Origin of the sequence: Kineococcus mangrovi, assembly GCF_041320705.1 — a bacterium.
Taxonomy (GTDB): domain Bacteria; phylum Actinomycetota; class Actinomycetes; order Actinomycetales; family Kineococcaceae; genus Kineococcus; species Kineococcus mangrovi.
The window spans coordinates 114,346-132,632 of the sequence record NZ_JBGGTQ010000001.1 but is presented as its reverse complement, the minus strand read 5'-3'; the positions used below and the strand labels follow the sequence as shown (position 1 = coordinate 132,632).

The 18,287-nt window shown below is 76.0% G+C and carries 17 protein-coding genes; 7 read left to right on the top strand and 10 right to left on the bottom strand.

Translation table 11 applies throughout. The features are described from left to right. Both AB2L28_RS00590 and AB2L28_RS00585 read left to right on the top strand, forming a co-directional pair. Entirely contained in the window at window positions 1–1,083 is a 1,083-nt protein-coding gene (locus tag AB2L28_RS00590) for an ROK family glucokinase (RefSeq protein WP_370716781.1), read from the top strand. After that, window positions 1,080–1,847 carry an endonuclease/exonuclease/phosphatase family protein gene (locus AB2L28_RS00585; RefSeq protein ID WP_370716780.1) on the top strand — a complete coding sequence of 256 codons (768 nt, stop codon included), beginning with the start codon at window positions 1,080–1,082 and terminating at the stop codon, window positions 1,845–1,847. Before AB2L28_RS00590 ends, AB2L28_RS00585 begins: the two co-directional genes overlap by 4 nt. 18 nt (window positions 1,848–1,865) lie before the next feature. Here the strand turns inward: AB2L28_RS00585 and AB2L28_RS00580 are convergent, their stop codons facing one another. Continuing rightward, window positions 1,866–2,519, bottom strand: a complete 654-nt coding sequence (locus tag AB2L28_RS00580; RefSeq protein WP_370716779.1) for a hypothetical protein — start codon at window positions 2,517–2,519, stop codon at window positions 1,866–1,868. A 78-nt stretch (window positions 2,520–2,597) separates the two neighbouring features. Between AB2L28_RS00580 and AB2L28_RS00575 the strand changes: the two genes are divergently transcribed. The 3 genes from AB2L28_RS00575 (at window position 2,598) to AB2L28_RS00565 (ending at window position 5,996) form a co-directional block, all read left to right on the top strand. Continuing rightward, a complete protein-coding gene (locus tag AB2L28_RS00575; protein ID WP_370716778.1) occupies window positions 2,598–3,428 on the top strand; it encodes a lysophospholipid acyltransferase family protein in 831 nt (276 codons plus the stop codon). 83 nt (window positions 3,429–3,511) lie between these two features. Beyond that, a complete protein-coding gene (locus AB2L28_RS00570) occupies window positions 3,512–4,543 on the top strand; it encodes a 6-phosphofructokinase (protein WP_370717249.1) in 1,032 nt (343 codons plus the stop codon). An 82-nt stretch (window positions 4,544–4,625) separates the two neighbouring features. After that, the gene (locus AB2L28_RS00565; RefSeq protein WP_370717248.1) at window positions 4,626–5,996 is read left to right on the top strand and encodes a class II 3-deoxy-7-phosphoheptulonate synthase; all 1,371 of its coding nucleotides are present in this window, start codon (window positions 4,626–4,628) and stop codon (window positions 5,994–5,996) included. 61 nt (window positions 5,997–6,057) lie between these two features. Here AB2L28_RS00565 and pknB read toward each other — a convergent pair whose 3' ends face one another. Together pknB and AB2L28_RS00555 are read right to left on the bottom strand one after the other, a co-directional pair. Continuing rightward, on the bottom strand, window positions 6,058–7,947 hold the full coding sequence (gene pknB, locus AB2L28_RS00560; protein ID WP_370716777.1) for a Stk1 family PASTA domain-containing Ser/Thr kinase: 1,890 nt from the start codon (window positions 7,945–7,947) through the stop codon (window positions 6,058–6,060). Between the two features lie 45 nt (window positions 7,948–7,992). Then, a complete protein-coding gene (locus tag AB2L28_RS00555; RefSeq protein ID WP_370716776.1) occupies window positions 7,993–9,105 on the bottom strand; it encodes a LysM peptidoglycan-binding domain-containing protein in 1,113 nt (370 codons plus the stop codon). 217 nt (window positions 9,106–9,322) lie between these two features. Between AB2L28_RS00555 and AB2L28_RS00550 the strand changes: the two genes are divergently transcribed. Then, a complete protein-coding gene (locus tag AB2L28_RS00550) occupies window positions 9,323–9,718 on the top strand; it encodes an Rv2175c family DNA-binding protein (protein ID WP_370716775.1) in 396 nt (131 codons plus the stop codon). Window positions 9,719–9,728: 10 nt separating this feature from the next. On the opposite strand, the gene AB2L28_RS00545 is transcribed toward AB2L28_RS00550, so the two are convergent. Genes AB2L28_RS00545 through AB2L28_RS00535 form a run of 3 tightly spaced genes read right to left on the bottom strand, consistent with a single transcriptional unit; the run spans window position 9,729 to window position 13,314 of the window. Next, entirely contained in the window at window positions 9,729–10,688 is a 960-nt protein-coding gene (locus AB2L28_RS00545) for a phytoene/squalene synthase family protein (protein WP_370716774.1), read from the bottom strand. Further along, on the bottom strand, window positions 10,685–12,232 hold the full coding sequence (crtI, locus tag AB2L28_RS00540) for a phytoene desaturase family protein (RefSeq protein ID WP_370716773.1): 1,548 nt from the start codon (window positions 12,230–12,232) through the stop codon (window positions 10,685–10,687). The genes AB2L28_RS00545 and crtI overlap by 4 nt, the downstream gene beginning before the upstream one ends. Then, window positions 12,229–13,314: a polyprenyl synthetase family protein gene (locus AB2L28_RS00535; protein ID WP_370717247.1), complete on the bottom strand. Its 1,086-nt coding sequence runs from the start codon at window positions 13,312–13,314 to the stop codon at window positions 12,229–12,231. Before AB2L28_RS00535 ends, crtI begins: the two co-directional genes overlap by 4 nt. A gap of 160 nt (window positions 13,315–13,474) precedes the next feature. On the opposite strand from AB2L28_RS00535, the gene AB2L28_RS00530 reads away from it, so the two are divergent. Beyond that, window positions 13,475–14,119 (top strand): CDP-alcohol phosphatidyltransferase family protein, encoded by a 645-nt coding sequence (locus tag AB2L28_RS00530; RefSeq protein WP_370717246.1) that lies wholly within the window; start codon window positions 13,475–13,477, stop codon window positions 14,117–14,119. A gap of 14 nt (window positions 14,120–14,133) precedes the next feature. Here AB2L28_RS00530 and AB2L28_RS00525 read toward each other — a convergent pair whose 3' ends face one another. From AB2L28_RS00525 to AB2L28_RS00510, 4 genes are all read right to left on the bottom strand, one after another. Beyond that, window positions 14,134–15,600, bottom strand: coding sequence for a phytoene desaturase family protein (locus AB2L28_RS00525; protein ID WP_370717245.1), 1,467 nt, complete (start codon window positions 15,598–15,600; stop codon window positions 14,134–14,136). Beyond that, a complete protein-coding gene (locus tag AB2L28_RS00520) occupies window positions 15,597–16,700 on the bottom strand; it encodes a glycosyltransferase family 2 protein (protein WP_370716772.1) in 1,104 nt (367 codons plus the stop codon). The genes AB2L28_RS00525 and AB2L28_RS00520 overlap by 4 nt, the downstream gene beginning before the upstream one ends. Then, entirely contained in the window at window positions 16,697–17,488 is a 792-nt protein-coding gene (locus tag AB2L28_RS00515) for a carotenoid biosynthesis protein (protein WP_370716771.1), read from the bottom strand. Before AB2L28_RS00515 ends, AB2L28_RS00520 begins: the two co-directional genes overlap by 4 nt. Window positions 17,489–17,587: 99 nt before the next feature. Further along, window positions 17,588–18,280 (bottom strand): monooxygenase, encoded by a 693-nt coding sequence (locus tag AB2L28_RS00510; protein WP_370716770.1) that lies wholly within the window; start codon window positions 18,278–18,280, stop codon window positions 17,588–17,590. Window positions 18,281–18,287: the final 7 nt, after the last annotated feature.

Below are 18,287 nucleotides of genomic sequence, written 5' to 3'. Positions count from 1 at the left end.
ATGGCCACCCCCCGCGCACCCCGCACCCCGCGTCGCCGGCGCGCGCCCGACCCCCGCCGGGTGGCGCTGCAGCAGCGGTTGCGGCAGCAGACGCGCCGCGTCTTCATCGGGGACGGTCCCGCCGTCGGGGTCGACATCGGGGGGACGAAGGTCGCCGCGGGCGTCGTGGACGGGGAGGGCCGCGTCGTCGCGCAGCTGCGCCGGGAGACCCCCACGACGAGCCCGCAGGGCGTGGAGGACACCATCGCCGAGGTCGTCGAGGAGCTCGCCGCCCACCACGACATCGTCTCCGTCGGCATCGGTGCGGCCGGCTTCGTCGACGCCGAGCGCGCCAACGTCCTCTTCGCCCCGCACCTGGCCTGGCGCAACGAGCCGCTGCGCGAGGCCGTCGAACGCCGCGTCCGCACCCGGCTCGGCCGGCGCGTGGGGCGGCGGACCGTCGTGGAGAACGACGCCAACGCCGCCGCCTGGGCCGAGTACCGCTTCGGCGCCGGCCGGGGGGAGTCCCGGCTCGTGTGCGTGACGATGGGCACCGGCATCGGCGGCGGGATCGTCACCCAGGGCCGCGTCGTGCGGGGGCGCTACGGCATCGCCGGCGAGTTCGGGCACATGATCGTCGTCCCCGGGGGGCACCGCTGCGAGTGCGGCAACCGCGGTTGCTGGGAGCAGTACGCCTCCGGCAACGCCCTCGTCCGGGAGGCCCGCGAGCTGGCCCGGTCGAACTCGCCCGTGGCCCACCACCTCCTCGACCTCGCCGGCGGCAACCCCGAGGCCATCAACGGCCCGATGGTCACCGACGCCGCCCGTGCCGGGGACCCGGCCGCCGTCGAGCTCTTCGAGGACGTCGGCCGCTGGCTGGGGATCGGCGTCGCCAACCTGGCCGCCGCCCTCGACCCGGGCACCGTCGTCATCGGCGGCGGGGTCTCCGACGCCGACGAGCTGCTGCTCGGTCCGTGCCGCGAGGCCTACCGGCGCACGCTCACCGGGCGCGGCTTCCGGCCCGAGCTGACCGTCGTGCGCGCGAGCCTGGGTCCGGCCGCCGGCCTGGTGGGGGCCGCGGACCTCTCGCGCGGCTGGGGGTGAGCGCCACCCCGTCGGCCGGTGGACGGGCCGCGGCCCGGCTGCGGGTCGCCACCTTCAACGTCCGGGAGCTGCTCGACGACACCGTCGCCGTCCGCGAGCTCCTGCGCGGGCTCACCCCCGACGTCGTGTGCCTGCAGGAGGTGCCCACCCACGTCCTGGCCCGGCACCGCCTGGGTGTCCTGGCGGCCGACACGGGGCTGTGGGTCGCCGCCGCCGGGCCGGGAGGTGCCGGCACCGCCGTGCTGACGGCCACGCGCGTCGACGTCCGCGCCGCCGGGGTCCGCGCCCTGCCGACCCCGTGCCGTCGCGGGTGGAGGCCGGTCCGCCGTCGCGGCACGGCCGAGGCCGTCGTGCGGGTGCCGCTGGCCGGCGGCTGGTCGGCGGCGGTGCTGGTGCGCAGCGTCCACCTCGGCCTCGAGGCGGGGGAACGGTTCGACCACCTGTCCCGGCTCGTGCCCGGCGCCGCCGTCGACGGCCCGCTCACCGGCTGGCGCGACGCGCCCACGGTCCTCGCGGGCGATCTCAACGAGGAACCCGGTGGGCCGGTCCACCAGCGGTTGTCCACCGTGCTCGTGGACGTCGCGCAGGCCGCCGGCGCCGCGGCGCCGACGTTCCCCGCCCGGGCCCCGCGCCGCCGGCTGGACGTGCTGCTGGCCGACCGTCAGCTGTCGGTCCTGCAGGTGCGCACCCCGGCCGACCACCCGGGAGCCAGCGACCACCTGCCCGTCGTCGCGGACCTGCTCGTGCCCGCCGGACCCCGCTGAGGAGGCGGACGCCGGGTCTCAGACGACGGCACCGTCGTCATCGTCGTCGTCGCGGCTGCCGGGCAGCCGGATGACGAGGGTCGCGAAGCCGGCCACGAACACGGCCGCGGTGATCGCCGTCATGACCTGGGGCACGTCCTTCCACCCCAGCGCGACCACGAGGAGGAACAGGGGAGCGCCGACGACGGCGATCCAGGCGGCCCAGCCGACGACGTCGCGCGGCAGCGGGGCGGGCTCGGCCGGGACGAAGCGCTCCTCGCCCAACGCGCGCAGCTCGGCCGGCTCGTCGTCGCGCTGGCGGGGGGTCGCGAACCACTCCGGGGGCGGGACGTCCTCGCGCGGGGGCGGCGGCAGCGGGGCCGCGGGCCGCACGAGCCGGCCGCGGTCCTCCGTGCCCTCGCCGGCCTCCTCCGCGGCGCGGTGCCGGGGGGTGCGGTCCTCGTCCGGCTCCGGCGGCGCGGTCTGCTCGTCCGCGGTCTGCTCGTCCGCGGGCGTCTCGGCGGCCGGGTCCGTCGGCGCGGCGCCGTCTTCGACGTCGTCGCGGGGGTCGGGGCGCTGGGTGTCGTCGGGCCGCTCCGGAGCCGTGACGTCGTCCCCCCAGTGCGCGACGATCTCGGCGAACGCCGCGTCGACGTCGAGGGGGCCGGATCCGTCGTCCGGGGTGCGGGCCACGAGTTCATCGTGTCACGCCGGGCCCGGACCGGTCGAGGTCGCCGCGGCGCCGGTGTGCCCACCGGTAGCGTTCCGGAGGTGCCCCGGTTCCCGGTCCTGTACTGGCCGATCAAGCTCCTCGTCGCCGAACCGCTGGTCACCGCCGTCTTCCGGCCGTGGGTGCGCGGTCTCGAGCACGTCCCGGCCTCCGGTCCGGCGATCCTGGCGAGCAACCACCTGTCGGCCGCCGACACCGTGCTGCTGCCGACGGTGGTGCGCCGCCGCGTCACCTTCATCGCCAAGGCCGACCTCTTCCGGGGCACGGGCCTCAAGGGCCGCCTGACGGCCGGTCTCCTGCACGGCATCGGGCAGCTGCCCGTGGACCGGTCGGGGGGACGGGCGTCCTCGGCCGCGATCGACAGCGCGGTCTCGGTCCTGCGCGGGGGCGAGCTGTTCGGGATCTACCCCGAGGGGACGCGCTCACCGGACGGGCGCCTCTACCGCGGGCGCACGGGGGTGGCCCGCATCGCCCTGGCCTCCGGGGCACCCGTGCTGCCGGTCGCGATGGTCGGCACCGAGGACCTGCTGCCGACGGGCCGGGTGCTGCCCAAGGTGCGCCGCGTCGGGGTCGTCATCGGTGAGCCGCTGGACTTCTCCCGCTACGCCGGCCGCGCGGACGACCAGCTCGTCGTGCGCTCGGTCACCGACGAGGTCATGGCGGCCGTCCAGGCCCTGTCGCACCAGGAGTACGTCGACGTCTACGCCGAGCGCAGCCGCCTGCGCGCCGAGCTGTCGAGGGGGACCGGCGTCCCCGCACCGGCGACGCCGTCCTCCGGCGGGCCGGGCGGGCGCGCGGCCCCGGCCGGGCAGGCGCCGCGCGCCGGGGGGCCGGGCGGCGACGCGCCGGGCGGGGGTGCCGCGCCGCGCTGACCGCGCGGTGGCAGAGTGCTGCCCGTCCAGGGTCGTCCGAGGGTGCGGCACGCCGGCGAGGACGCCGGGGAGTGGAGTCCAGGATGCGGGTGGGGATCCTCACCGGGGGCGGCGACTGCCCCGGTCTGAACGCGGTCGTGCGTGCGGCGGTCATCGCGGGGACGCAGCGTCACGGCATGGGGTTCGTCGGGTTCCTCGACGGCTGGCGGGGCGTGCTGGACGGCGAGACGGTCCCCCTGGACGAGGCCGCCGTCCGGCCGCTGCTGGGCCTGGGCGGGACGGTCCTGGGCTCGTCGCGGACCAACCCGTTCGAGGGCGGCGCCGAGCAGGGCGTGGCCCGGGTGCAGGAGCAGCTGGCGGCGTTGGGCGTCGACGCGCTGCTGGCCATCGGCGGGGAGGACACCCTCGGCGTCGCGACGGCGCTGCACGAGGCGGGGGTCCCCGTCGTCGGTGCGCCCAAGACCATCGACGACGACCTGTCGGCCACCGACGCGACCTTCGGCTTCGACACCGCCGTCCAGACCGCGGTCGACGCGTGCGACCGCCTGCGGACGACGGGCGCCAGCCACCACCGGGCGATGATCGTGGAGGTCATGGGCCGGCACGCCGGCTGGATCGCGCTGCACACCGGGATGGCCGCGGGCGCCCACGTCACGCTGCTGCCCGAGGAGGACGTCGACCTCGACGCCGTGGGCGCGACGCTGCGCGAGGTGCTGGCCCGCGGCGAGGCGCCGCTCGTCGTCGTCAGCGAGGGCGCCAGGGTGCACGGCGACGAGGCCGTCAGGAACGCACCGCGGGACGCCTTCGGACACGTCCAGCTCGGCGGCGCGGGCCAGGCCCTGGAGCACGAGGTCGCCGCACGGGTGCCGGGGCTGTCCACGCGCGTCACGGTCCTGGGGCACCTGCTGCGCGGCGGGACGCCGTCGGCCGCCGACCGCGTCCTCGCGACGCGGTTCGGGCTGTCCGCGATCGAGGCCCTGGCCGCGGGGGACCTGGGGACCATGGCCTCGCTGCGCGGGGTCGACGTGGTGCAGGTGCCGCTCGCCGACGCGACCGGCGTCCTGCGAACGGTTCCCGAGAGCCGGCGCGCGGAGACGGCGGGCCTGCGCTGGTGAACTCCGGCGCCCGCGGGGGCACCGGGGTGCGACACTGGCCCGCGTGAGCACGCACACGACCGCGACGACCGCCCCGAGCTCGATCCCGGGTCAGTCCAGCACCAGCTGGCCGGACCTGCCCGCCGCCCAGCAGCCGCAGTGGCCGGACGCCGCCGCGCTGGCCGAGGTGCAGGCGGAACTCGCGTCGTACCCGCCCCTCGTGTTCGCCGGGGAGGCCGACCAGCTGCGCGCGCAGCTGGCCGAGGCGGCCCGCGGCGAGGCGTTCCTGCTCCAGGGCGGGGACTGCGCCGAGACGTTCGCCGGTGCGACGGCCGACGGCATCCGCCGCCGGCTCAAGACGATGCTGCAGATGTCGGCCGTCCTCACCTACGGCGCGAGCCTGCCGGTGATCAAGGTCGGCCGGATGGCCGGGCAGTTCTCCAAGCCGCGCTCCAGCAACGACGAGACGCGCGACGGGGTCACGTTGCCGGCCTACCGCGGGGACGCCGTCAACGACTACGCCTTCACCCCGCAGGCGCGGATCCCGGACCCGCAGCGGCTGCTGCGCGCCTACCACACGTCCTCGGCGACGCTGAACCTCATCCGCGCCTTCACCACCGGCGGCTACGCGGACCTGCGCAAGGTCCACGAGTGGAACCGCGGCTTCGCGGCGACGGCGGCCAACCAGGAGTACGAGGCGCTGGCGCGCGACATCGACAAGGCCATGAAGTTCATGATCGCCTGCGGTGCGGACTTCGACGCCCTCAAGTCGGTCGACTTCTTCGCCAGCCACGAGGCCCTGCTGCTCGACTACGAGCGGCCGTTGACCCGCACCCTGGACGAGGAACCGCCGCTGAGCGAGCCCGTCGGCAGCGACGTGCGCCAGGGCGGTCCCTACGACGTCTCCGCGCACATGGTGTGGATCGGGGAGCGCACCCGTCAGCTCGACGGCGCGCACGTGGACTTCGCGGCGAGGATCCGCAACCCCGTCGGCATCAAGCTGGGCCCGAAGACGTCCGTCGAGGACGCTCTCGCGCTCGTCGAGAAGGTCGACCCGTACCGCGAGCCGGGCCGGCTGACCTTCATCACGCGCATGGGGGCCTCGACGATCCGCGAGGCGCTGCCCGCGCTCGTCGAGGGCGTCACCCGCGCCGGGGCGCAGGTCACGTGGGTCTGCGACCCCATGCACGGCAACACGATCACCTCGACCAGCGGGTACAAGACGCGCCGGTTCGACGACGTCGTGGACGAGGTGCGCGGGTTCTTCGAGGTGCACCGCGCGTTGGGCACCGTGCCTGGCGGCCTGCACGTGGAGCTCACGGGCGACGACGTCACCGAGTGCCTCGGTGGCGCGTTCGACATCGACGACGCGGCCCTGGCGACCCGCTACGAGTCGCTGTGCGACCCGCGGCTGAACCACCAGCAGTCCCTGGAGCTGGCGTTCCTCGCGGCGGAGATGCTCTCGCAGCGCTGACCGGCCGAGACGACGGAGGGCCCGGGACCGCGCGGTCCCGGGCCCTTCGTGCGCCGGTGGGTCAGACCACGGTCAGGGTGATGGTCGAGCCCTTGGGGACGCGCTGCCCGGCGGCGGGGTCGCTGCTGCGCACGGTGCCGAAGACACCGCCGAGGATGTTGTTGCGCGCCACCTGGAAACCCAACCCCTGCAGCTGCTGGGTCACCGCGTCGACGTTCTTGCCCTGGACCTCGGGCACCGGCACGAGCGGCGGGCCGGAGGACACGACGAGCTCGACGGCGTCGCCGCGGAAGAGGGTGCCGTCGGCGGGGGTCTGGGAGATGACCTGCCCCTTCGGCACGGTCTCGCTGACCTGCTGGTCGACGGACCCGACGGCCAGGCCCCGGTCGGTGATCGCCGTGGTCGCCGCGTCCTGCGGCTGGTCGACCACGTCCGGCACCTCGATGGGCTCCCGGCCCCGGGACACGACCAGAGCGACGGGCGTGTCGTGGTCCACGACCTGCCCGACGGTGGGGTCGGCGCGGATGACGGCGCCTTCCGGCACGTCCTCGCTGAACTCCTGGCTGATCGCGCCGACGGCCAGCCCCGTCTCGCGGAGCCGGTCCTCGGCGGCGGACCGGGGGGCCCGCACGACGTCCGGCACGGGGAACTGCTCGATCCCGCGGCTGACGACGAGCGTCACGGTGCCGTCCTTGCGGACGCGCTCACCCTCGCCGGGATCGCTGGCGGCGACGAGCCCGGCGGGGACGGTGTCGCTGAACCCCTGCTCCTCGGTCACGTCGAGCCCGGCCGCCTGCAGGATCGACTGCGCCTCCTGCGGCGACTTCCCGGCCACGGCGGGCGTCGTCGTGTAGGCGCCGGGACCGGCCAGGGAGTACCAGGAGAGGCCCGCGACGAGGGCCAGGACGAGCAGCACGATCCCGACCAGCAGGCCGCGGCGGGACCGGTGGCCCTCCGGGGCGGCCCCGTCGTCCGCCGTGCCCGTCGTGCTCGTCGTGCCCGTGGCGACGGTCCCGATGCGGGTCGTGCTGCCCGGCGCGGCCGGTGCCGCGGGCCGGGGGGCACGGGCGCCGAGCTGCTGGGGGGTCAGCGAGGACCGCACGGCCCGCAGCTGCTCGAGCATCTCCCCGGCGTCGGCGGGGCGTTCGTCGGGGTCCTTGGCGAGGGCGTCGAGCACGAGCGCGTCGAGCGCCTTCGGCAGTCCCGGCGCCTTCGCCGACGGCGGCGGGACCGGCTCGTGGACGTGCTTGTAGGCGATCGTGAAGGGGCTGTCCCCGGTGAACGGCGGGGCGCCGGTGAGCATCTCGTAGAGCATGACGCCGACGCCGTAGACGTCGCTGCGCGCGTCCGGCTCGCCCGCCTCCAGCTGCTCGGGGGCCAGGTACTCGGCGGTGCCCATGAGGTCGCCCATGCCGACGGTGGTGCTCTGCCCGCCCGTCGAGGCCGCCCGGGCCAGGCCGAAGTCGGCGACCTTGACCCGCCCGTCGTCGGCGACGAGGACGTTGGCCGTCTTGACGTCGCGGTGCAGGACGCCCTTGCGGTGCGCCTCGGCGAGCGCGTCGAGGACGTCCGCCGTCACGCCCAGGGCCTCACCGGGAGTCAGGGCGCCCTTGTCGAGGACGACGTCGCGCAGCGTGCGGCCGTCGACGAGCTCCATGACCAGGTAGGCCGTCTCCGTGCCGCCCTCGTGGTCGACGCCCTGGTCCAGGACGGCCACGATGCCCGGGTGCGTCAGGCGGGCGGCGGACTTGGCCTCGCGCACGAACCGGGAGCGCGCGGTCGGGTCGTGGGCGAGGTCGGCGCGCAGCACCTTCAGGGCGACGGCGCGGTCGAGCCGCTCGTCCTCGGCCCGGTAGACGACCCCCATGCCCCCGCGCCCGACGCGCCCCAGGACGTGGTACCGACCGTCCAGGCGTCGTCCGACGAGCGGGTCGGAGAGGGTCGCGTCCACGGTCAGCGAGTCTAGGTCGACTCCGCGCCCGATCCGGCGAACGACTCAGCGGAAGCGCGCCTGCAGCGTCTGGACGTTCGCCACGTAGCGGCGCGTGTCGTCGTACATCCCGCGGGACCGGACGGACGCCTGACCCTGGTAGTAGGACGCGATCGCCACGTCCGGCGGGTTGTTCGCCACGAGGGTGCGCAGGATCGCGACCCCGGCCTTGGCGTTGTCGCGGGCGTCGAAGAGGTCGATCGGCTCCCCGAGCAGGTCCGAGGCCCACTCCCCGGAGCTCGGGATGACCTGCATGGCGCCGATCGCGTTGGCGTGGGAGACGACCTTCATCTGGAAGCCGGACTCCTGCATCCCGATCGCGAGGGCCAGGGAGGGGTCCACCCCCAGGCGCACGGCCGTGGAGCGGATGATCTCGCGCATCTCCGCCTTGCCCGGCTGCTCGCTCGCCCGGATCCGGGCACGGTTGACGGACACCGCGTCGGAGACGGTGGGGGCCTGGGTGGCCGGCTGGGAGGGCTCGGCGGACCGGGCCGTCCCGCCCGTGCGCAGCGTCTGGCCCTCGACGATGAAACCGGTCTCGTCGAGAGCGTTGAGCGCCACCAGGTCGCTGACGCTCACCCCCGTCCGCAGCGCGATGTGGGACAGCGTGTCACCGGCCCGGACGGTGTAGGAGCCCTCGCCCGTCGTGGTCCCGCCGCCCGACGTGCGGGCGGGTGAACCGCCCCCGGGCAGGGTCAGCTCCTGACCGGCGCGGATGAAACCGTCGGCCGCCAGGCCGTTGGCCTCGCGCAGCGCGCCGACGGTCGTGCCCTGGGCCACCGCGATGTGGGACAGGGTGTCGCCGTCCTGCACGGTGTAGGACCCGCCCGTGGCCGTGCTCTGCGGTCCGGGCACGCGCAGCTGCTGACCCTCGACGACGAAGGCGTCCTCACCCAGCCCGTTGGCCGCCACGACGGCCTCGACGGTGCTGCCGTGCGCGGCGGCGATGGCCCCCACGGTGTCCCCGGCCCGCACCGTCACGACGGTCTCGCCCGCGGCCGCGGCGGCGTGCGCGGCCGGGACGAGGGCGGTGGGGGCGGCGGCACCGACCAGCGCGGCGGTCAGCCACCGGCCGCGCCGCGAGCTCTGGGTCGGGGTGTCGGGGGTCTCGTCGGCCATGGCGTCCCTCGCTGGTCGTGACGGGTGGTGCAGGTGGTGCACCAGTGGGGCGTGCTGAACCTATCGGACGGCCCGGGCGCACCGACCTCCACGATGTCGGAGGCGGGCCCCCGTTCGCGGGAGGTGACCGGGCGCGTCGCGCGGGGGTCTCGGGCGGTCGCGCCGCTGCCGGGGTCTGCGTTCGTGCCCACCGCCGCGGACACGGCAGACTGGAGGCGTGGTCGCACCGCTGAGAGCTGACATCGCCCGGGAGAAGAGCACCGAGGGGCTCGACGCCCTCGTCCCGGCCTGGCTGACCGTCCCCGACATCGCCGAGCAGACCGGCCAGGACCAGCGCGTCGTGCGCCGCTGGCTGCAGGAGCGCGAGCTCGTCGCCGTCCGCCGCGGTGAGCGTTCGGTCGCCCAGGTACCGGCCGCGTTCGTCACCGACGAGGGGCCGCTGAACCACCTCAAGGGGACCCTGTCGGTCCTGGGGGACTCGGGGTACACCGACGTGGAGGCGCTGGCCTGGCTCTTCACGCCCGACGACACCCTGCCCGGGACGCCCATCGACGCCCTGCGGGCCAACCGCAAGACCGAGGTCCGGCGGCGGGCCCAGGCCCTCAGCTTCTGAGGGCCGGCCGTCACGACGCCGTCGTCCAGCGCGCCTCGTCCCGGCGGGCCAAGCGCGCCCGGACCAGGCCCGGCACGGCGACGGCCAGCCGCCGCCCCACCCCGACCTTGACCCGCCGCGACAGCACGTCGTAGCCGGCGGTCTCGACCTCGCCGAGGATGCCGCCGTAGAGCAGGTAGGCCGTCCGCAGGCAGTCGCGGGACGTCGGGTGGACCATGTCCAGCCCCGGCTCGGCGTAGTCGTAGAGCTCGCGCGTCCGGGCGGCCTCGAACGCCAGCAGGTCGCGCACCGCCCGCGGGGTCGTGCCCGCGGCCCGCGCCGCGAAGAGGTCCTCGCGGGTCAGGCCGAAGCGGTCGAGGTCCTCGGCCGGGAAGTAGACGCGACCCCGGTCGAGGTCCTCCCCGACGTCGCGGACGAAGTTCGTCAGCTGGAACGCCTCACCGAGCGCACGCGCGCGCGGCGCGGCGTCCGGGGTCAGCGGTTCGAGGATCGGCAGCATCTCCAGCCCGATGACGGCCGCCGAGCCGTACACGTAGTGGCGCAGGTCCTCGTAGGTGGCGTACCCGGTCGTCGTGATGTCCATCCGCATGGACTCCAGGAACGCCTCGACGTGCTCGCGCGGCAGGTCCCAGCGCCGCATGGTCGCGGCCATGGCCCGGCCCACCGGTTCGGCGGCGTCCTGCACGTCGAGGGAGGCGAGGAAGTCGTCCGACCAGCGCACGAGCGCGTCCGGGTCCGGGTCCGTCAGGGAGTCGACGAACTCGTCGGCGTACCGGGCGAACCCGTACAGCGCCCACACGTACGGCCGCTTGGCCGGCGGCAGGAGCAGCGTGGCGAGGTAGTACGTCTTGCCGTGCTCGGCGTGCAGGAGGCGGCACGTCTCGAACGCCTCGCGCAGGTCGGGGTCCAGCAGGGCCGGGTCGTCCTGCGCGGCGGCGTCGAGGCAGACGGCGCTGCTGCGGGGGATCACGCGCGCCGCCACGCGCGGGAGCGGTAGGCGCGGTCGCGGCCGGTGACGCGCTCGGCGGCCAGGCGGCCGGAGACGAGGACCATCGGCACCCCGACCCCGGGCTGGGTGCCCGAGCCGGTGAAGACGACGTTCTCGCCCCACAGGTTGCCCGGTCGGAACGGGCCCGTCTGGCGGAAGGAGTGCGCCGCCGCGAACGGCGCCCCGTCGGCCATGCCGCGCCGCTCCCAGTCGGCCGGGGTCGTCACGTCCTCGACCTCGACGCCCTCGGCGAACCCGGTGTACCCGCGCTGTTCCAGCGTCTGCACGACGTGCTCGCGGTAGCGGGGCCCGATGCGGTCCCAGTCCAGCGGGGATGACCCCGCCGACAGCGACGGCGTCGGGAACAAGACGTAGTAGATGTGCTTGCCGGCGGGCGCCAGCGACGGGTCGGAGACCGTGGGGCGCGACACCAGCACGGACGGGTCGCTCATGAGGCGGCCGTCGAGCAGCTCGGCGAACACCTCCTCCCAGGCGTCGCCGAAGTGGATCGAGTGGTGCACCGGGTCCGGGTAGTCCTTCGAGGAGCCGGCCAGCAGCAGGTAGCAGCTGGGGGAGTAGGACAGGTTGCGCCGGACCGGACGGCCCAGGAGCTCCTCGCGCGCCACCGGCAGGTCGGGGTTGAGGACGACGACGTCGGCCGGGAAGCGGCGTCCGTCGGTCGTCGTGACGGCGCTCGCGCGCCCGCCCTCGCGCTCGACGTGGTCCACCGTGGTGCCGTAGTGGAACTGCACGCCGTGCTTCTCGGCGGCCGCCGCCATCGCCGTCGGCAGGGCGTGCATGCCGCCGGCGGGGAAGAAGACCCCCGCGACCGAGTCCATGTAGGCGATGACCGCGTACAGCGCCAGCGCGTCGTACGGCGACAACCCCGCGTAGAGGGCCTGGAAGGAGAACATCCGCTGGGTGCGGGGGTCCTTGAGGAACTTGCCGACCTCGGGCGCCAGCTTCTTGAACCCCCCGGCCGCCAGCAGCCGCACGAGGTTCGGCTTGAGCAGGTCCAGGGGGGTGTCGATGTTGCTGTCGATGAAGTCGCGGATCTCCCAGCGGTACAGGTTCGCGACGTGGTCGACGAAGCGCCGGTAACCCTCCGCCTCGCCCGGCCCGCACAGCTCGCCGATCGCCACCGCGGTCCGCTCGACGTCCGCCGACACGTGCAGCGCGGTGCCGTCGGCGAAGTTCCCCCGGTACAGCGGGTCCACCGGGCGCAGGTCCAGCCAGTCGTGCACGTCCTCGCCGAGCGCGTCGAAGCAGTCGGCGATGAGGTCGGGCATCGTCAGCACCGTCGGACCGGTGTCGAAGCGGTAGCCGTCCTTCACGACCAGGCCGGCGCGGCCGCCGGGGACGTCCTCGCGCTCGAGCACCGTGACGTTGCGCCCCGCCCCGGCCAGTCGCATGGCCGCGGACAGGCCGGCCAGGCCCGCCCCCACGACCACGACGTCGTCGGTGCGCCCCGCGACGTGCCGGGTCCGGCCCGGCAGCCAGTCCAGGGCGTTCTGCAGGGCGCTCACGAGCGCCTGCTCGTGGCCGCCACGACGAGGGCGTGCAACGCCGCGCGCGCGTCCTCGGTGAGGTCGGCGCCGTCGAGGGTCTCGCACGCCACCCCGACCTGCTGGTCGATCAGCTCCTCCACCTCGGCCAGGGCGCCGGTGTCCGTCAGGACGTCGCGCAACGTGTCCACACCCTCCGTCGTCAGGTCGGGGTCCCCCAGCAGCAGGCGCACCGTCTCGGCCTGGGCGGGGGTCGCGTTCTGCACGGCCAGCCCGACCAGGACGGTCCGCTTGCCCTCGCGCAGGTCGTCACCGGCCGGTTTGCCCGTCTCGGCCGGGTCGCCGAAGACCCCCAGCACGTCGTCCCGCAGCTGGAAGGCCTCACCCAGGGCCAGCCCGAACCGGGAGTAGTCCGCCAGCAGGTCGGTCGAGGCGCCGGCGAGGGAACCGCCCAGCAGCAGCGGGTGCTCGATGGAGTACTTGGCGCTCTTGAACGTCAGGACGCGCCGGGCCCGGTCGACCGCGCCGGCGCTGCCGCGCTGCGTCGAGGACGCCTGCTCCAGCATGTCGAGGTACTGACCGCCCATGAGCTGGGTGCGCATCGTGTCGAAGACGCGACGGCCCCGCAGCATCGCCTCGGCCGGCACCTCGCTGCGGGAGAACAGCTCGTCGCTCCAGCTCAGGCACAGGTCCCCGGCGAGGACGGCCCCGGCCAGGCCGAACCGCGTCCGGCTGCCCTCCCAGTCCTGCTCGCGGTGCAGGGCCTCGAACCGGCGGTGCACGGCCGGCTGACCGCGCCGCGTGTCCGAGTCGTCCATGACGTCGTCGTGGATGAGCGCGGCGGCCTGGAACAGCTCCAGGGCGGCGGCGGCGGTGACGACACCCTCGTCCGGCAGGTCGTCGGCCACACCGCGGTAACCCCAGAAGCAGAACGCGGGCCGCAGCCGCTTGCCCCCGCTGAGCAGGGCGGAGATCGCGTCCAGGACGGGGTCGCAGTCGGCGCTCACCTCGCGCAGGACGGCGGTCTGGTCGTGCAGGAACTCCTCGAGGACCGTCGACACGGCGGTCCGCAGCTCAGCCGTCGCCCTGAGGGGTGCCCTCATCTCGGCGGCCGTCGACTCGACACTGGGGGTGGGCGGCACAGGGGCACTCTAGGCACGAGCCCCGACACCGGCGAACGGGCGTCGTCCCTGGTCAGTCCCCGGCTCGGTCCTGGTCACGGGCAGGTCACAGGGTGCCGTCTCCTACGGTGGGGACGTGGTGATGGACCGGGAGGCGTACCTGCAGCGCTGGAGCGCGCTGCACGGCGGCACGCACGCCAACGCGCTCGTGCGCGGCTGGCTCAGCGGTGCCCACGCCCTGGCCCGTCCGCTGGCCCTCGCGGGCACGGCGCCCTGGGTCCTCACCCTGACCGGGGCGGCGCTCGCGGCCGCCGCCGCGGCGCTGGCCGTCACGGGTGGTCGCGGCGGGGTCGCCGCCGTGGGGGCCGGGGTGCTCCTCGCCCTGGCCGGGGTCTTCGACAACCTCGACGGCGCCGTGGCCGTCATGACCGACCGCACCTCCCGCCGCGGCGCGCTGCTCGACGCGGTGGTCGACCGCGTCGGGGACGCCGCCTGCGCCGTGGTGCTCTGGGGGTGCGGGGCCCCGGCCTGGCTCGTCCTCGTCGCCGGGGGCCTGGCGCAGCTGCAGGAGTACGTCCGCGCCCGGGCCCAGGGCCTGGGCGCGGACGACGTCACCGTCGTCTCCGTCGCCGAGCGTCCCGTGCGGCTCGCCCTCGCGGCCAGCTGCTCCATCGCCACCGCGATCGTCGTGTGGCTCGACTGGGCGACCCTGGGGGCCGGCGTCTGGGCCGTGCTGGGCCTCATCGGGATCGTCCAGGTGACCGGCGCGGTGGCCCGCCGGCTCTGAGCCGCCCGCTCCCGTCAGGCCGGGCCGACGAGGTCGGTGACGATGCGCGCCGACAACCCGACGAGCGGCAGCCCGCCGCCGGGGTGCGAGGACCCGCCGACGAGGAACAGCCCCGGGACGGGGGAGCGGTTGGCCGGTCGCAGGAAGGCCGAGCGCGCCCCGTTGCTGGCGGTGCCGTAGATGGCCCCGCCGTCGCTGCCGGTGCGCTCCTCCAGGTCGGCGGGGGTGCGGACCTCGGCCCACCGCAGCCTCGAGCGCACGTCCAGGCCACGCCGGGCCAGGGCGTCCAGGACGACGTCGGTGTGCCGGGCCACGAGGTCCCCCGAGCGCCAGTCCGTCCCGCGGTCCGGGTCGTGCACCGGCGCGTTGACCAGCACGAACCACGCCTCGGTGCTCTCGGAGGGCCGCAGGGCGGGGTCGTCCGGGGCGCTGACGTAGACGGTGGGGTCGGCCACCGGCCGCCCCGCGGCCAGGTCGGCGAACTCCGCGTCGTAGTCGTCGGGGAACAGCACCGTGTGGTGCCGCAGGCCCGGGGTGCGGCCGTCCAGGGCCAGCAGCAGCACGAACCCCGAGCTCGACCGCAGCCGGCGCGGCGGCCGCGACCGGGGCCGCGGCAGCAGGTCGCCGTAGAGGCGGGCGGCGTCCACCGCCGAGACCACGACGTCGGCCCGCACCCGCGTCCCGTCGGCCAGCCGGACCCCGGCGGCCCGGCCGCCCTCCTCCAGCACGCGGACGACGGGCGCCTCCGTGGTGATGCGGGCTCCGCGCTCGCGGGCCCGGTCGGCCACGGCCTGCGCCAGCAGGTGCAGGCCGCCGCGCACGTACCAGGCCCCGAAGGCCTGCTCCACGAAGGGGACGGTGGCCAGCGCGGCCGGCGCCCGCCCCGGGTCGGACCCGGAGTACGTCGCGTACCGGTCCAGCAACGTCCGCAGCCGCGGGTCCTGCAGGTACCGGCGGCCCACGCCCCGCAACGACGACCACGGCGCCACCGTCCGCAGGCCGCGCGTGTCCCTCGCCAGGCGCAGCAGCGTCCGGGGGCCCTCGAGCGCGGACTCCAGGAACGGTTCGCGGGCGACGTCCCAGATCTGCGCCGCACGGCGCTGGAACGCCGTCCACTGCGCGCCCGTGCCCGCCCCGAGCGCGTCGTCGAGGGCGCGCGCCACCTGCGGCAGACCGCCCCCGGGCAGGTCCAGCTCGGTCCCGTCGGCGAACCGGTAGTGCGCCACCGGGTCCAGCTGCACGACGTCGAGCACGGACTCCACCGGGTCCCCGGTCTTGAGGAAGAGGTCGCGCTGGACCGCCGGGAGGGTCAGCAGCGAGGGGCCGGTGTCGAAGGAGAAGCCGTCCCGGCTGAACCAGCCGAGCTTGCCGCCCACCTCCGGGCCCTGCTCGAAGACGTCGACCCGGTGCCCCTGCGCGGCCAGCCGCGCCGCGACCGACAACCCGCCGAACCCGGCGCCGACGACGACCACCCGGCTCAGAGCGACCGCCCCTTCCAGACCAGGCCGCCCCGACGGCGGCCGCGCCAGGAGTCCCCCAGCAGCCCCAGCAGCAACGCCACCGAGGCGGGGTGCCAGAACGCGTCGGGGACCGAGCGCCCACCGGTCCGCTCGGCCGCCGCGTACCGCCCGACGACGCCCGCGAGGTAGCCGACGACGCCGACCGGTGAACCGGTCAGCGCCGCGGCGGGCGGGACGAGGTAGGTCACGACCAGCCCGGCGCCGACGGCCACGGCCGCCGGGGCGGACCCGAACGCCGACCAGAGCGACTTCGCGTACCCCGCCCGCAGGTCCTCCCAGCCGCCGTACATCCGGCACGTCGCCAGCGCCGTCCCGTCGGCGACCCCACCCGTGCCGCCGGCGGCCTTGACGGCCCGCAGCAGCGCCAGGTCGTCGAGCACCTCCCCGCGCACGGCCGCGTGCCCACCGGCCCGCCGGTACGTCGCCGCGTCGACCACGAGGAACTGCCCGTTCGCCGCCGCCAGCGACGGCCGCGGGGAGACCTCCGCCGTCCGCAGGGGCAGCGTCGTCAGCCACGACCACTGCAGCAGCGGCTGCACGAGGCGCTCGCTCCACGTCAGGGCGAGCTGGCGCGGGTAGGGGCAGACCACGTCCAGGCCCGTGCGGCGCAGCAGGTCCACCGCCGCCGCCACCGCGTGCGGGGCCAGGACGACGTCGGCGTCCACGAAGACGAGGACCTCCCCGGTGGCGTGCCGGGCCGCCTGGTCGCAGGCCGCGGTCTTGCCCAGCCACCCCGGGGGCGGTCCGGCCCCGCGGACCAGCCGCACCCGTGCGTCGGACGCCGCGACGGCCCCGACCACCTCGGCCGTGCGGTCGCTCGAGGCGTCGTCGACGACGACGACCTCGTAGTCGGGGACCTGCACCTGGTCCAGCAGGGACGCCAGGCACGCCGGCAGGTCCTCCTCCTCGTCGCGGGCGGGCACGAGGACGCTGACCCGGCCCGGCGCCGGCGGCGGGTCGAGGACGGGCACCCGCAACCCCCGGGCGTTGAGCAGGGAGTGCACGGTCAGCGCGACGGCGCTCGCCGACCCGGCCCAGGTCAGGGCGCGCCAGGGCCTCACGGGCGCTCGCCCCCTCCGGTGAACACCGAGCGCAGGTACGGCAGGACGGTCAGCCCCATGGCGACCCCGCCGTAGGCCGCGACCACCGGCCGGCGGAAGAACACGGCGTTGCCGAGCGTGGAGCCCAGCCACGTCCACCCCAGGAGGACGGCGGGGACCGTCTGCGGGGTGGTCGTGCCGGGGGTGTCGCGCGTCGTGGCGTGCACGGCGCCGCAGATGGCCGCGGCCGTCAGCAGCCAGCCGGCGTAGTTGCTCAGCGGGATCCCCGGGACCCCCGGCAGGTGCGGTCGCGGCGTCTGGAACGCCCAGTGCCCGGCGGCCGTCATCTGCGGGTCGAGGAAGAGGTCCCAGGACGCCAGCGTCCAGGCCGCGGCGGCGACGGCCGCGGCGTCCCGCGTGCCGGGCGGCAGGTCCCGGGCGAGGTGCCGGCCGAGCCGCACCGCGGGGTGGGCGAGCATCGTCCACGCCAGCGGCACGACGACGGGCACGTCGAGCACCTGGGGTCCGAGCGTCCCGGCGTAGCGGTACCGCCCGAAGGGGCGGCCCGTCCGCGTCCCCACCGCCTCGGCGACGAGGCCGAGGCCCCCGGCGGCCGCGAGCGTCGTCGCGGCCGCGCGCGGTCCGCCCCGACGGGCGGCGTCGGTCACCGACGCCGCGGCGAAGGCGACCACCGACCCGATCGTGGTCCGGCGCAACCCCTCCCCGCGCAGCAGGGGGTGGGCGACCTGGGTCAGCACGGCCCCGGCCGTGAGGGCACCGCTGAGCGTCCGGGACAGGGAGGAGGGCACGGCCAGCACTCTAGGAGCGGGGTCCGACGGGGGCCCTCCGGGGCCGGGCGGGGAACGCCGTGCTCACGGGGTGGCTCACGGGGTGGCTCACGGGGTGGCTCACGGGGTGCGGCCGTCCAGGGTGCCGCGCACCTCGACCACCCCGAACCGGGCGAACAGCTCCTCGGCGTACCAGCCCTCGGTGGGGGTGCGGCGCATGACGTCGCGGTGGGCGGCGCGGCGGTGGGCGAACTCGCGCAGCGCGTCCGTGGAGTCCCACAGCGAGAACGTCCCCTGGTAGCCCAGCGGCGCCTCCCCGATCCCGAACGCGCACCGCAGGCCGGGGACCGCGTGCAGCTCCTGCGCCACCGGTGGCACCGCCCGCCAGAACGACGCCGCCCTGGCCGGCCGGAGCCGGGCGCGGGTGATGGAGGCGACGGGCCCGTCCTGGGGCGGGTGCTCCGGCGGGCCGAAGGGTGCGCGGCCGGACCACCGCCCGCGGCTGCCCGCCGGGGTCAGGCGGAACTGCACGTGCTCGCGGGCGATCCGGCCCCAGGCCCGTGCCGGTCCGGAGGTGTCGAAGCGGTCGGCGTCCCCGGCCGAGTCCCACGCGACGAGAGCCGCCCAGCGCAGCGGGTCGGCGTCGCGGACGGTGAAGGTGCGGCCGTCCCCGGTGCCCAGGAGCTTGGCGAACCCCGCCCCGGGGAGCCGGCGGGTCGCGCGGCGGTCGACCGCCATCCGCCACACGGCGCGGGGAACGTCGTGCGCCGCAACGGTCCAGACGTCCAGCGTCACGAGTTCGGGGGGTCTCACGCGGTGA